This is a genomic window from Vibrio sp. RM-41-2B (assembly GCF_024744415.1).
Classification (GTDB): domain Bacteria; phylum Pseudomonadota; class Gammaproteobacteria; order Enterobacterales; family Vibrionaceae; genus Vibrio; species Vibrio diabolicus.
This window is the reverse complement of sequence record NZ_JAMQWD010000054.1, coordinates 101,791-114,888: the sequence shown is the minus strand read 5'-3', so window position 1 is coordinate 114,888 and position 13,098 is coordinate 101,791. Positions and strand designations below refer to the sequence as shown.

At 45.4% G+C, this 13,098-nt stretch carries 12 protein-coding genes and 1 other annotated feature; of the genes, 3 read left to right on the top strand and 9 right to left on the bottom strand.

The features are described from left to right. The first annotated feature begins 393 nt into the window (after positions 1 to 393). A complete protein-coding gene (locus NB463_RS22585; protein WP_124008306.1) occupies positions 394 to 1,935 on the top strand; it encodes a long-chain-fatty-acid--CoA ligase in 1,542 nt (513 codons plus the stop codon). A gap of 122 nt (positions 1,936 to 2,057) precedes the next feature. Here NB463_RS22585 and NB463_RS22580 read toward each other — a convergent pair whose 3' ends face one another. The 8 genes from NB463_RS22580 to NB463_RS22545 all read right to left on the bottom strand — a co-directional run bounded on the left by NB463_RS22580 (position 2,058) and on the right by NB463_RS22545 (position 10,010). Then, positions 2,058 to 2,753, bottom strand: coding sequence for a Crp/Fnr family transcriptional regulator (locus NB463_RS22580; protein WP_176319997.1), 696 nt, complete (start codon positions 2,751 to 2,753; stop codon positions 2,058 to 2,060). Positions 2,754 to 2,954: 201 nt separating this feature from the next. Continuing rightward, positions 2,955 to 3,761, bottom strand: coding sequence for a tryptophan synthase subunit alpha (trpA, locus tag NB463_RS22575; protein WP_109169705.1), 807 nt, complete (start codon positions 3,759 to 3,761; stop codon positions 2,955 to 2,957). Further along, positions 3,761 to 4,951: a tryptophan synthase subunit beta gene (gene trpB, locus NB463_RS22570; RefSeq protein WP_005394827.1), complete on the bottom strand. Its 1,191-nt coding sequence runs from the start codon at positions 4,949 to 4,951 to the stop codon at positions 3,761 to 3,763. Before trpB ends, trpA begins: the two co-directional genes overlap by 1 nt. A gap of 64 nt (positions 4,952 to 5,015) precedes the next feature. Continuing rightward, positions 5,016 to 6,455: a bifunctional indole-3-glycerol-phosphate synthase TrpC/phosphoribosylanthranilate isomerase TrpF gene (gene trpCF, locus NB463_RS22565; RefSeq protein ID WP_258430991.1), complete on the bottom strand. Its 1,440-nt coding sequence runs from the start codon at positions 6,453 to 6,455 to the stop codon at positions 5,016 to 5,018. A 13-nt stretch (positions 6,456 to 6,468) separates the two neighbouring features. Then, positions 6,469 to 7,479, bottom strand: a complete 1,011-nt coding sequence (trpD, locus tag NB463_RS22560; RefSeq protein WP_009700797.1) for an anthranilate phosphoribosyltransferase — start codon at positions 7,477 to 7,479, stop codon at positions 6,469 to 6,471. 38 nt (positions 7,480 to 7,517) lie between these two features. Further along, positions 7,518 to 8,126, bottom strand: a complete 609-nt coding sequence (locus NB463_RS22555; protein WP_258430992.1) for an aminodeoxychorismate/anthranilate synthase component II — start codon at positions 8,124 to 8,126, stop codon at positions 7,518 to 7,520. 16 nt (positions 8,127 to 8,142) lie between these two features. Continuing rightward, positions 8,143 to 9,708, bottom strand: a complete 1,566-nt coding sequence (locus NB463_RS22550; protein ID WP_258430993.1) for an anthranilate synthase component 1 — start codon at positions 9,706 to 9,708, stop codon at positions 8,143 to 8,145. 126 nt (positions 9,709 to 9,834) lie between these two features. Beyond that, positions 9,835 to 9,938: a sequence feature (Trp leader region), on the bottom strand. Further along, the gene (locus NB463_RS22545; RefSeq protein ID WP_258430994.1) at positions 9,885 to 10,010 is read right to left on the bottom strand and encodes a Trp operon leader peptide; all 126 of its coding nucleotides are present in this window, start codon (positions 10,008 to 10,010) and stop codon (positions 9,885 to 9,887) included. (Overlaps the previous feature by 54 nt.) A 95-nt stretch (positions 10,011 to 10,105) precedes the next feature. On the opposite strand from NB463_RS22545, the gene rnm reads away from it, so the two are divergent. Further along, positions 10,106 to 10,963: an RNase RNM gene (gene rnm, locus NB463_RS22540; RefSeq protein ID WP_150919071.1), complete on the top strand. Its 858-nt coding sequence runs from the start codon at positions 10,106 to 10,108 to the stop codon at positions 10,961 to 10,963. 185 nt (positions 10,964 to 11,148) lie between these two features. Next, complete coding sequence (locus NB463_RS22535) at positions 11,149 to 11,769, top strand: L-threonylcarbamoyladenylate synthase (protein WP_005376791.1); 621 nt, start codon at positions 11,149 to 11,151, stop codon at positions 11,767 to 11,769. A 102-nt stretch (positions 11,770 to 11,871) separates the two neighbouring features. Here the strand turns inward: NB463_RS22535 and NB463_RS22530 are convergent, their stop codons facing one another. Then, complete coding sequence (locus NB463_RS22530) at positions 11,872 to 12,582, bottom strand: calcium-binding protein (RefSeq protein WP_047009985.1); 711 nt, start codon at positions 12,580 to 12,582, stop codon at positions 11,872 to 11,874. Positions 12,583 to 13,098: the final 516 nt, after the last annotated feature.

The window sequence follows — 13,098 nt, the reverse complement described above, 5'->3', positions numbered from 1 at the left end:
GACGAACGATAAAGTTTTGTTCAATAGCAAACGTTTGCTATTGATTTTTGTTATGCATATTAGCCGTGTAATTGTTTTTGTTTATTTCTTTTTCTTGTTTATTTTTTGTTAACTGAGATGAGTTTTGTGTTTGCGAGCGTAGTCTGCGTCTTGCGTGACTTGGATTGATATTTATAACAATTAAGTTCTTTCAAGCTCACACTTTTACCAATTAGCTTTGTGAAATGTTAATTGTTTTACATTCTTAGTTTTGATTGCATTGTAAACATAATGTTAATCAGAAATGGGCGAGACAAATATTAAGTGCCAACATTTTAGTGTAGGGGAGTGCTCTCTCTGCTAATGCTCCCGAGCCGATAAAACGAAAATCAACAAGTAAGAGGTGAAGCGATTATGATGAATCTTGCTGCTGCATTACAAAGAAATGCTGCGAGTAAACCAGATAAGACAGCGTTGATATGTGGTGATGTCGAGATAACTTATGCGCAGTTTGATGCGATTACCGGAAAGATCGCGGCATCTTTAATCAACAAAGGGGTCGTTCCGGGCGATCGTATTGCGCTCTCATGCCCAAACATTCCTTTTTTCGCGTTTGTTTATTATGCGATACAAAAAGCTGGCGCGGTTGCTGTCCCATTAAATGTGCTTTTGAAAGCGCGAGAAATTAAGTATCACTTAGAAGATTCAAAAGCGAAGTTTTACTTCTGTTTTGAAGGGACAGCAGAACTGCCAATGGCAAAAGAGGGGGTTAAAGCGTTTGAGCAGGCTGATATATGTGAAAATATGGTCGTGATGACTCAATCTCAAAGTGAAAACGAATGGAATGGTGTGCCAACTCTCAATGCGTTTATAGCGGATGCAGAACCATTGTCAGATTATGTACCGCGTAATGCGGATGATACTTGTGTTATTTTGTATACATCAGGGACGACAGGCTTACCAAAAGGAGCTGAACTGACGCAGCAGAACATCATAATGAATGCTCTGGTGGCACAAAACATTATGGGCAGCCAGGCCGATGATATTCACTTAGTAACTTTGCCTTTATTTCATACCTTTGGTCAAACCGTCCACTTAAATGCCAGTGTTTTGGGCGGGGCAACCTTGGTGTTAGTGCCTAGGTTTGAGCCTAAACATGTTCTTGAGCTGATGGAAAAACACAAAGTGACGTTGTTTGCTGGAGTGCCAACGATGTATATCGGCTTGCTTCATGTCCAGCACCAATTTGATACATCCTCACTACGTGTTGCTATCAGCGGTGGAGCCCCGTTGCCAACCGAAATCTTTAGATCCTTTGAGGAACAATTTAATGTCCCAATTCTTGAAGGATACGGGTTATCAGAAACAAGTCCTATTGCATGTTTTAATCATTTAGATCAGGAACGTATACCAGGATCGGTAGGTCAAGCGATTCAAGGCGTTGAAGTAAAAGTTGTCGACATTGAAGGCAATGCGCTACCGATCGGTGAAGAAGGTGAGATTGTTGTGCGTGGGCATAATGTTATGAAGGGATACCTTGACCGCCCGGAAGTCACTGAATCCGCGCTACAAAATGGCTGGTTCCATACTGGTGATGTTGGCCGTTTTGACAGTTCAGGTAATCTATTTATCGTCGATAGAATGAAAGATCTGATCATTCGAGGTGGATTTAACGTTTACCCTAGAGAAATTGAAGAAGTGTTTATGACTCATCCTGCAATCTCAATGGTAGCGGTGATAGGGATTCCAAATGAAGAGTATGGCGAAGAGATAAAGGCTTACGTTGTGCTTAAACCGGGAGAGTACATTGACGCGGAAACATTACAAAAGTGGGGCAAAGAGCAGTTAGCCTCTTTTAAATATCCTCGTTATGTTGAAATTCGTGAGCATCTCCCGATGAGTGCAACAGGAAAGATTTTAAAGCGTGAATTGAAATCTGAATTGAATGTGGCTTAGTCAATTCAATGAACTTCGGGTCACAGCGCCACTTGTCTGGAGCGAGTGGTGTTGTGCACGTTACTCAAGAATAGAAGATGGCAATCTCTCGCTAGCGTGTACACATGAACTATCTGTTTACTCTATTGTTCGAGTTGTTTTATGTGCGCTTCTAAGCGTTTTGGATTAGTAATGGTCACTGAACCATATTTCAGTTCTAGCATCCCAATACTCTCTAAGTTTTTTAGTACTTTATGAACACTTTGACGAGTTAGCCCCATCATGTTGGCGATATGTTCTCTAGTCACTCTCACGACACACGGCTGAGTATTGATAGCTTGGTTGTGTTGGTATTCAGCAAGCAACAGCAACCTTCTTGCAATCCGCTCTTCGATTCCTCTAATCGCATCATCTTCGATAACAGAAATGGCAGACCATAAGCGGCGGCTAAGTAAGTCGAGAATCGTAGGATAACTTTGAGGATATTTGGCGAGTAATTGGCGAAACTTATCACCAGGTAGTTCCAGTAAGGTCACGCCCGAATGCGCGGTTGCGCCAAAAATACGGGGCATGCCGGGAGAAAAAACATTGTCTCCAAACCAGCCTCCTGCCTCGAAAATCATTAATGTGACTTCTTTGCCTTTTGAACTCATCGAATTAATTCGTACGGCACCCTGTGCAATGACAATAAGAGAAGATTGAGGTTCCCCTTTATTGCAAATCAGTGCTTTTTCGTCGAAACAGCGAACTTTAGCTATTTGTGCTGCTTCACTAAGTCCTTTCTCGGGCAGCCCTGATAATACAGGACATTTGGCTAATAATGCTTTGACTTCTTCCATGTGCAACCTTACTGCATCCTGCTCTAGTTATTATTTGTGCTGGTTAAGTGGCAAAGTTTATCACTCTTTGATTGCTCTGCTTTAGATTGGTTTGGAAAATGCGGGCGTTGAATAAAAAATGATATGGTATAAACGCCATACAAGAAAATGCCCGCTAAACAGAATGTTAAGCGGGCGCTATAGCGTTACATCAAATGGAAATTATTTCTGAGTGGCAGCTTTCATCGCTGACACAAAATCACCAAGTTTATCGAGCATAATTTGTGGCTGCTCGACATTCGCTTCAATGATTTTCACCACAGCTGAGCCGGAGATGGCCCCTGCTGCGCCAGACTCTATTGCTTGTTTCACCTGTGCTGGTTCAGAAATACCGAAGCCAAGCAGCGCTGGTGGTGCATCGAACTGGTTTAATCTATCTAACATGTGACCAACTGGCATATTTGCTTTGGTTTCTGCACCAGTGACGCCAGCACGAGAGAGTAGATAAGTATATCCACCGCCAAGCTCTGATACTTGTTTAAGCGTTTCATCACTGGCTGTAGGTGGCGCGATAAAGATTGGGTGAATACCAAACTTCTCTGCTGCTGCAACAAACTCTGCACTTTCATTGGTTGGTACGTCTGCAATCAAAACAGAATCGATGCCTGCTTTTGCACAGCGCTCGTAGAAGTTTTCGACACCGCGTGAGTAAACTAGGTTCGCGTACATCAGAAGGCCAATAGGCAGATCTGGGTATTTAGCACGAATCTTACCAATTTGTTCAAAGCAGATATCTGGTGTAGCGCCTGAATCTAGCGCACGAATGTTAGCGCCTTGGATGGTTGGGCCATCTGCAAGCGGATCTGAAAATGGAATACCAAGTTCAAGGGCGTCTGCGCCAGACTCAACGAGGGTTTCCATGATCTTGTAAGATTGTTCTGCGTCTGGATCGCAAACCGTTACGAACGGTACAAATGCGCCTTGGTTTTTTTCGTTTAGACGCGCAAACATCTTCTCATAACGGCTCATTAAATCACTCCTTTTTCTTCTAGGATGGCGTGTACGGTGAAGATGTCTTTGTCACCACGACCAGATAGGTTTACGACCAATAGTTGTTCTTTCTCAGGATTCTCACGAGCCATGCGCAATGCATGAGCTAGAGCGTGAGAAGACTCTAGAGCTGGGATGATCCCTTCGCTGCGAGCCAGTTCTTGGAATGCCTCGAGCGCTTCGTCGTCAGTTACGTTGTCGTATTCTGCACGGCCAATTGCGTTTAGGTGTGCGTGCTGTGGACCTACTGAAGGGAAATCAAGGCCAGCGGATACCGAGTAAGACTCTTCTACTTGGCCGTTTGGATCTTGCATCAATGGCGCTTTCATACCAAAGAAGATACCCGTTTTACCATGTTTAAGCGGTGCGCCGTGTTGGTCGGTATCGATACCTTTACCTGCTGGCTCAACACCAATTAGGCGAACGCTTTCTTCTTCGATGAAGTCAGCAAACATACCAATCGCGTTTGAACCACCGCCCACACACGCGATAACGGCGTCAGGAAGACGACCTTCACGTGCCAAAATCTGATTCTTCGTTTCTTCACCAATCATGCGTTGGAAGTCACGCACGATGGTTGGGAATGGGTGAGGGCCTGCCGCTGTACCTAGTAGGTAGTGCGCATCTTCATAAGTTGCAGACCAGTCGCGCAGCGCTTCGTTACATGCGTCTTTAAGCGTTGCTGAACCCGAGTGGACAGGAATGACTTCTGCACCCATTAGTTTCATACGGAATACGTTCGGGCTTTGACGTTCAACGTCTTTTGCACCCATGTAAACGCGACACTTAAGACCAAGCAGTGCACACGCTAGTGCGGTTGCAACACCGTGTTGACCTGCGCCAGTTTCAGCGATGATTTCGTTTTTGCCCATGCGTTTTGCAAGTAGCGCTTGACCCAACACTTGGTTAGTCTTGTGGGCACCACCGTGAAGCAGGTCTTCACGTTTTAGGTACAGTTTGGTTTTCGTACCTTTAGTTAGGTTACGAGTTAGAGTCAAAGCCGTTGGACGGCCCGCATACTCTTGAAGAAGTGTCATGAATTCGCTGCGGAATTCTGGATCTTCTTGCGCGTCGATAAACGCTTGCTCTAGTTGCTCCAGTGCTGGAACTAGAATTTGCGGAACGTACTGACCGCCGTATTCGCCAAAGTAGGCATTCAGTTTTGCCATCGTTATATTCCTTCTCGTATTTTTCGCTACGAATAGCTTTAAATTTTTTAGCTGATATCCAGCTTTAGTAGTTGCGAATGGCGGTGAATGCCGCGTGCAACTTCTGTGAATCTTTTTTGCCTGGCGCACTTTCTACACCAGAGTTTAAATCTAATCCCAAGCAACCTAGTGTCGCTGCTTGTTGAGCATTTTCTGGCGACAGTCCGCCCGCTAGCATAATTTGACTTGGGTCGCCGATCAGTGACCAGTCGAACACTTGACCGGTTCCGCCTGTTTGAGTGCCAACTTGCGCATCTAATAGATGGCGGTCGATGTGGTCTGCAAGTAGTTCTGGCTTCGCATCAGTCACGCCATAAGCTTTCCAAATTTCTACCGCTGCTGGCAGTTCGGCTTTGAGTTGGTTTACGTAAGCTTGGTCTTCTTGACCGTGCAGTTGCACCGCTTTTAAACCCAAAGAGGTCACGACAGAAGCAACAAAATCGATATCGTGATTTTGGAAAACGCCTACGTAGTTAAGTGGAGCACCGCTCATGGTTAAGCGAGCACTTTCAAGGTCAACTGCACGCTTCGACTTCTCGACAAAAATCAGGCCACCAAATACCGCACCAGCTTGATATGCTTTTGCTGCGTCATCTGGATGCGTTAAGCCACAGACTTTGTTTTCACCCAACGTGACTTTGCGTACTGCAAGCTCTAGGTTGTCTTCCGCCATCAGCGAACTACCTATCAAGAAGCCGTCTGCGTATTCCGCTAAATCACGAACTTGTTGATGCGTATAAATGCCAGACTCTGAAATCACGGTCGCGTTTGGTGCTAATTCGCGAATTGTCGGTGCCAGTTCTTTAGTACGATTCAAATCGGTACTTAGGTCGCGCAAGTTACGGTTATTGATGCCGATAACGCGTGCTCCTAGATTAACGGCACGATGAAGCTCGTCTTCGTTGCTGACTTCGGTCAGGATACCCATGTTCAGGCTGTGTGCTGCTTCCTCTAGCGCTTTGTACTCTTCGTCATTTAAGACAGAAAGCATCAGAAGTACGGCATCAGCACTGTAATGACGTGCTAGGTAAACTTGATAGGTATCTACCATGAAGTCTTTGCACAGAACTGGTTGTTTGACTTGACCACGCACTTGAGGAAGAAAGTCAAAGTTACCTTGGAAGTACTTCTCGTCTGTTAGGACTGAAATTGCATCAGCATGGTTGTTGTAAACCGATGCAATGTAATCCAAGTTAAAGTGATCACGAATCAAACCTTTAGAAGGAGATGCCTTCTTACATTCGGTGATGAATGCCGTCTTTTCGCCACTCAGTGCATCGTAGAAGCTGCGGTCCGATGGCAGCAAATCAGACTGAAATGTGCTTAGCGGTTGAGACACCTTACGGTCTGCTACCCACTGATATTTGTCGCGGACAATTTTTGCCAGTACTTCTGCCATTTCTGCTTCTTTCTTAGAAACGTGTTCAGACAGGTTGTCAGCTTGCTGAGTGTTGAAGTCAGTCATCTTCTTCAATTCCTTAAGCGTGTGCGGCAAGTTGTTGTACCAATTGGTACGCCTTGCCTGAATTCATTGCCTCAATCGCTTGTTGCGTGTTGGCTTTTAAATCTTCGTGACCGAATAGACGCATTAGCAGCGCAACGTTCACTGCCACTGCACCCAATTGTGCGTCTGTACCTTTACCCGTCAGGATATTGGTAATGATCGCCTTGTTTTCTTCAGGATCGCCACCTTTGATTGCTTCTAACGGGTGCGCTTCTAGACCGAAGTCTGCTGGTGTTAGCGTGTACTCAGTGATCTTGCCGTCTTTGATTTCTGCAACCGTTGTTTCGCCATGAATCGCGACTTCGTCCAAACCACTTCCGTGTACCACTGCGGCGCGCTTCATACCCATTTGTAGCATGGTTTCCGCGATAGGACGAACCAGTTCTTCACTGTAAACACCCATCAATTCGATGTTTGGACGAGCTGGGTTAATCAGCGGACCAAGAATGTTAAAGATTGTGCGTGTTTTCATAGTTTGACGCACAGGCATCGCATGGCGCACACCACCGTGGTATTGAGGTGCAAATAGGAAAGCAACACCGATATCGTCGACCGCTTTGCGCGTATCTTCTGCGCTCATGGCTAGGTTGATACCAAATGAATCAAGAAGGTCAGAAGAACCCGATTTGCTTGAAACGCTGCGGTTGCCGTGCTTTGCCACTTTTAGACCGCATGCTGCAGCAACAAATGCCGCGGTGGTTGAAATATTGATGGTGTTGTGACCGTCTCCACCAGTACCTACGATATCTGCGAAATCGTAATCTGGGCGAGGAAATGGGTTTGCGTTTGCCAGCAGTGCTTTTGCCGCACCCGCAATTTCATCCGGTGTTTCGCCTTTGATTTTTAGTGCAGTCAGTGCTGATGCCATCAAAATCGGATCGAGTTCACCACGGATGATGATGTCGAACAGTTGTTGGCTCTCTTCCTGAGTCAGTGACTCTTGCTCGTACAACTTGGTAATAATAGGGTTGATGATTGCTTCCATATTTCCTCTCCTAAATTTCTTATGTGCCAAGCGCTTTTTTAAGCAGTGAGGGGATTCACTGAAGTTTGTGCTTCGAGTGCCCATTCAATGGCATTGGCCAACAGTGTCGCTCCGTAGGTCGTCATAATAGATTCCGGGTGGAACTGGAACCCGCAAACTTTATCTTCTTCATGTACAACAGACATCACCAAGTCATCCACTTCTGCCGTGATGGTTAGACTCTCAGGAACCTTGGTCGCAACCAGCGAGTGGTAACGTGCAATCGCAAGTGGTGATGGTAGGTTTTGGTAAATCGCATGGTTTTGGTGCTCCATCATAGACACCTTACCGTGAATGATTTCACCCGCGCCAGCAACGGTGCCGCCGTATGCTTCAACAATCGCTTGGTGACCAAGACAAATTCCGATCATCGGCACTTTGCCTTTCATGCGTTGGATAAGCTCTGGCATTGAGCCTGCTTCTGATGGTGCACCAGGACCTGGTGATAGCAGAACCACTGGGTTTTCAAGCTCGTTTACCGCTTGTTCGATGGTTTCTGCTGGGATGTTGTTTCGGTAAATCTTGACTGAGTGACCTAGCGAGCGGAACTGATCCACAAGGTTGTAGGTGAACGAGTCAAAGTTATCGATAAAAATGATATTAGCCATCTCTGAACCCTATTCCTTATTGTGACTTATGCGCTGCTTGGATAGCAGAGATTACCGCTTGCGCTTTACCGCGCGTTTCGTCTGCTTCCGCTTGCGGATCAGAGTCGAACACCACGCCAGCACCGGCTTGAACTTGAGCAATGCCGTTCTCAACGTAAGCTGAGCGAATTACGATACATGTGTCGAGGGTGCCTTCACCAGTTAGGTAACCCACAGCACCGCCGTAACTACCGCGTCGTGCGCCTTCTACGTCGCGAATCAACTGCATTGCACGAATCTTTGGTGCGCCAGTGAGCGTTCCCATGTTCATACATGCTTGGTATGCGTGCAACGCGTCTAGGTCTTCACGCAGTTGACCAACCACACGAGATACCAAGTGCATTACGTGGCTGTAGCGGTCGACTTTTAGTAGGTCTGCGACGTGGCGAGTGCCAGCTTGAGCAATACGAGCGACGTCGTTACGTGCCAAGTCAACCAACATCATGTGTTCTGCGTTTTCTTTCATGTCGGTGCGCAGTTCAAGTTCGATGCGGCTATCTAGGTCGAAATCAATCTCGCCGTTAGGGTGCTTGCCACGGCGACGAGTGCCTGCGATTGGGTAGATTTCAATTTGGTTAGTGTCGGTTTCGTACTTAAGCGCACTTTCTGGTGATGCGCCAAACAGAGTGAACAGCTCATCTTGCATGTAGAACATGTAAGGGCTTGGATTACTTTGTTTCAGTTCTTTGTAAGCCGCGAGTGGAGCAGGGCAAGGTAGAGTGAATCGGCGAGATGGTACAACTTGGAATACATCGCCTTTCACTACGAACTCTTTTAAGTCGCGAACAGTTTGGCAGAAGTTTGCATCAGATACGCTAGGTTCTACCGTTACGTCAGCGATTTGTTTTGCGCTTGGCAGTAGTTTTGGCGCTGCACACTGAGCGCTAATTTCTGCAATACGAGTCTCTAACGCTGTTTTCTCTGAACCGTCAACAAACAACGTCGCTTGAAGCTGGCAAGATTCCGTTTGATGGTCGACAACAAGTAGTGTTTCCGCGACGTAGAAAACGTAATCTGGACACTGATTTGTTGCTTCTGTATTACCAAGCGGCTCGAAGTTTGCGACTAAGTCGTAGGCAAACAGACCACCAAGGAAAATAGCGTGTTTGTCTTGCTGTGAAATATTGAAGCTGTGTTGCACTAAACGTAGCGCGTCAAAAGAAGAAGCTTCACGTAGTCGAGAGTCTTCATCTAACGTGTCGCATGGCTGGCTAAACTCCAAAGTCAGCGTTTCGCCATCGAACTTACTTTCAACGTCACCACGGATGTTCTGGTTTAGGTGAGACAGTAGGTTTTTACCGTTGTTGGTTAACGCCTGCATGTTTACAGTGTGGCCGTAACAAACGATGCGCACCGCTGAATCGACGATTAAAAGTGATTTTAGATTCTGTTTCGAATCAATTTCAGCGGATTCGAGAAGCAAGCTATCTCTTTTGTTCTCACAAATGGTATGGAACAAACGTGTTGGGTCTTGAGTGTAAGGAACCGAAGTCTTTAATACTTCTAGGCATCCAAGTTTCTTGATTTCTATGGCCTTATTCACAAGACCTCCTTGTAGCTGTCTAAATCTTCCTGCCGTACATAGTCGCATAAAGCAAACGTTCTCCCAATCTAGAGTTAGCCATATTCGATTAATGTTTAGGCAGTTGAATGTGAAATGAGCAACAAAACAAAAAAGCCCGCTTAAGTAGCGGGCTTTACAACGTTTGGTTCTATAAACTAGAAGTATACGTTCGCCCACCAAGAACTAGTCCAAGTGCGCCACCAAGCAAGATCTGATGAGTTTGCCTTATTAAGACAAACCGCAACTTTCACTTTTTGGTTTTGGTTAAATTCTTGTAACATGGTGAACCTTAAATTACGTACTTTGTATTTGCGTACTAGTTAACTAGTGCGAGAGTAAAAAGTCAACCCCAAAACAGCATTAAAACGATAAAAATATGAGAATTGATTTACATAGTCACACCACTGCATCGGACGGTCGGTTAGAGCCTAAAGATCTAGTGGAAAGGGCGCTGAGTTTTGATATCGAGGTTTTGGCGATCACTGATCACGATACGGTTGACGGTTTGGCGTTAGCCAAGCAACACGTTCAAGACAATAATTTACCGATCAAAATCATCAACGGCATTGAGATATCGACTGTCTGGCAAAACAAAGACATTCATATTGTCGGCTTGAATATCGATCCGGAAAATGAACAATTATCCGCCCTCATCGAGCAGCAGAAGCAGCATCGCATAACAAGGTCAGAGTTGATTGCAGAGCGACTACAAAAAGCAACTCGGGAAGGCGTGCTCGAAGAGGTAAGGCAGATCGCCGGTGATGCGCCTGTTACGAGAGCGCACTTCGCGAAATGGCTGGTGGATAATGGTTACGCAAAAACCATGCAAATGGTGTTTAAAAAATACCTAACGCGTAATAACCCAGGTTATGTACCACCGAATTGGTGTTCGATGAAAGATGCGGTTGATGCTATCCATGCGGCTGGTGGGATGGCGGTATTGGCGCATCCTGGAAGATATAAGTTGACAGCGAAGTGGATTAAGCGTCTTCTAGCAGCGTTTGTAGAAGCAAACGGCGATGCGATGGAAGTTGCACAGCCGCAGCAAGCGCAACAAGAAAGGCGCAACTTGGCTGATTATGCTATACAATACAAACTATTAGCGTCTCAAGGCAGTGATTTTCACTACCCATCCCCTTGGATGGAGCTAGGAAGGAACCTTTGGTTGCCCGCAGGCGTCGAACCAGTTTGGAAAGATTGGGGTATTGATCCTTCGTTGGATATATCAAAGTAACCTCAAAGCGTGGGTTTCAGCATCAAATAACTGGAAAGTGTATATTGGGTATTAATGTGGCTTTCCTTGTCGTTGGAACTGAACAACACTTTGAATCTTGAAGTCACTTGATAAAACACAACAAGGCGGCATTCAAGCTCCACATAAGAATATAGAGCCGAGAGGCTCGATAATGAGGAATTACAATGAGCCAGTTTTTTTACGTTCACCCAGAAAACCCACAGGCTCGCTTGATTAATCAAGCAGTAGCAATCATTCGTAACGGCGGCGTTGTGGTGTACCCTACCGATTCAGGGTACGCACTTGGCTGTCAGTTGGAGAACAAACAGGCACTGGAACGAATCTGTCAGATCCGTCGTCTGGATGATAAGCATAACTTTACATTACTGTGTCGTGATTTGTCGGAACTTTCTCTATATGCGCGAGTGGATAACTCTGCATTCCGACTACTGAAAAACAACACACCAGGTCCTTACACCTTCATCTTCAAAGGCACGAAAGAAGTGCCGCGTCGTTTGATGAACGCGAAACGTAAGACCATCGGTATCCGTGTTCCAGACAATCAAATTGCCTTGGACTTGTTGGAAGCATTAGGTGAACCGATGATGTCTACGTCGTTGATTCTACCTGGCAGTGACGTAACAGAGTCTGATCCGGAAGATATTCGCGATAAATTAGAACATGCGGTTGATGTGATTCTTAATGGCGGTTACTTAGGTGAACAGCCTACGACCGTCATTGATTTTAGCGAAGGTGAACCTGTTGTGGTGCGTTTGGGATCCGGTGACCCGGCACCATTCGAATAATTCGACTAATAGACGTACACCACCGTCAAACAAAATAGGAGGCATCGCGCCTCCTATTTTAGTTGTCATATCGAATATCTCATTGAACTTAACTGTTTGAGATTAAGCGAAATCGAAAATGTCGATACCATTTTGTTCAGCATAGTTGATGTATGCAGAGCTCACACCGTTTAATGTTACTTCGACATTGTATTCATCACTAGAGAATACTGCCCAGCCACACTCATTATAAGATAAAGTCAGATCATCCGCTGAATCCAAGAACGTATCGCGAATGCCATCATTGTCGGTGTCTCTGCCCATATCGAAGACAAGTTTGTCATGAAAAATATTAAAATCGACAATATCGGCTTTAATATCAATATCGTTGGAAGATACAGGTTGATCGGGTACGCCAATAGCCAGGCGGTTTGTAAGCACAAAAGTGTCGTCTCCACAGCCGCCGCTCAGTACTGATTCACCATCGCCAACGACGAGCGTGTCGTTACCCCAACCCCCACTCAAGTAGTTGTTGCCTGAGTAATCAAAAATTGTATCATCGCCACAACCACCAAAGAGCTTGTCATTTCCTAATCCGCCCGATAGGAAGTCGTTGCCAAAGCCGCCAGAAACAAAGTCGTTCCCTCGGCCACCGAGCAAGGTATCGTCTCCCCAGCCCCCGAAGACAACATCATTTCCTCCGTATCCTACGAACTTATCATCACCACAGAAGCCGAAGAAAATATCGGTTGTTTCAGACCCTTTTGTACCGGTCATATTGTCATCTTGAGATGTCCCAAAAATCCAATTTAGGTCTAGATTTAGCATAGACATTGTTCTATTCCTTTTTGTCTGATTTATGCCAATCGCCGAAAATGCAGAGCCAATCTAGCTAGTTAAAATACACGATAACGTTAGTGTCATTTTTAATAGTAAATAGTGACTTACCGATGCTTCTTTCTTGCTATGAGTGCTCATTTATCCACGATGATTGGTATTACTTAGCAGCAAACTGGGACTGTTTATTCTTCGTTGCCTTTAAAGCAACACGAACAGTAAACACACCCCAAGTGGTTATCGTTGTAACCCTGACAATTTTATCAGGTACTGCACGGTTAAAGTGGCTCGGGAAGACCGATATTAGTGGGATTCTCGCTGGGCAATATTAGTATTAAGTAGGAAAAAAGTTGCAGAATAGAGTAAATATTTTCGACGTTCTAAAGTGAATTTTGGGTGTGGAGAATGGCGCCGATTTAGCTTACATTAACTGAGAAAGTTACGTATAATGTCGGACCGAAAAATCCCACTGAAATGGGTAATTAGCAAAATACAGACCAATCCTGGTCTAGA

Excerpts from the sequence above, each read along its gene's own strand:
- trpA (WP_109169705.1), bottom strand. The coding sequence starts at position 3,761 with ATGAGCCGTTATGAGAAGATGTTTGCGCGTCTAAACGAAAAAAACCAA.
- NB463_RS22545 (WP_258430994.1), bottom strand. The coding sequence starts at position 10,010 with ATGTTACAAGAATTTAACCAAAACCAAAAAGTGAAAGTTGCGGTTTGT.
- NB463_RS22530 (WP_047009985.1), bottom strand. The coding sequence starts at position 12,582 with ATGTCTATGCTAAATCTAGACCTAAATTGGATTTTTGGGACATCTCAA.
- trpB (WP_005394827.1), bottom strand. The coding sequence starts at position 4,951 with ATGGCAAAACTGAATGCCTACTTTGGCGAATACGGCGGTCAGTACGTT.
- NB463_RS22535 (WP_005376791.1), top strand. The coding sequence starts at position 11,149 with ATGAGCCAGTTTTTTTACGTTCACCCAGAAAACCCACAGGCTCGCTTG.
- NB463_RS22585 (WP_124008306.1), top strand. The coding sequence starts at position 394 with ATGATGAATCTTGCTGCTGCATTACAAAGAAATGCTGCGAGTAAACCA.
- trpD (WP_009700797.1), bottom strand. The coding sequence starts at position 7,479 with ATGGAAGCAATCATCAACCCTATTATTACCAAGTTGTACGAGCAAGAG.
- rnm (WP_150919071.1), top strand. The coding sequence starts at position 10,106 with ATGAGAATTGATTTACATAGTCACACCACTGCATCGGACGGTCGGTTA.
- NB463_RS22580 (WP_176319997.1), bottom strand. The coding sequence starts at position 2,753 with ATGGAAGAAGTCAAAGCATTATTAGCCAAATGTCCTGTATTATCAGGG.
- NB463_RS22555 (WP_258430992.1), bottom strand. The coding sequence starts at position 8,126 with ATGGCTAATATCATTTTTATCGATAACTTTGACTCGTTCACCTACAAC.
- trpCF (WP_258430991.1), bottom strand. The coding sequence starts at position 6,455 with ATGACTGACTTCAACACTCAGCAAGCTGACAACCTGTCTGAACACGTT.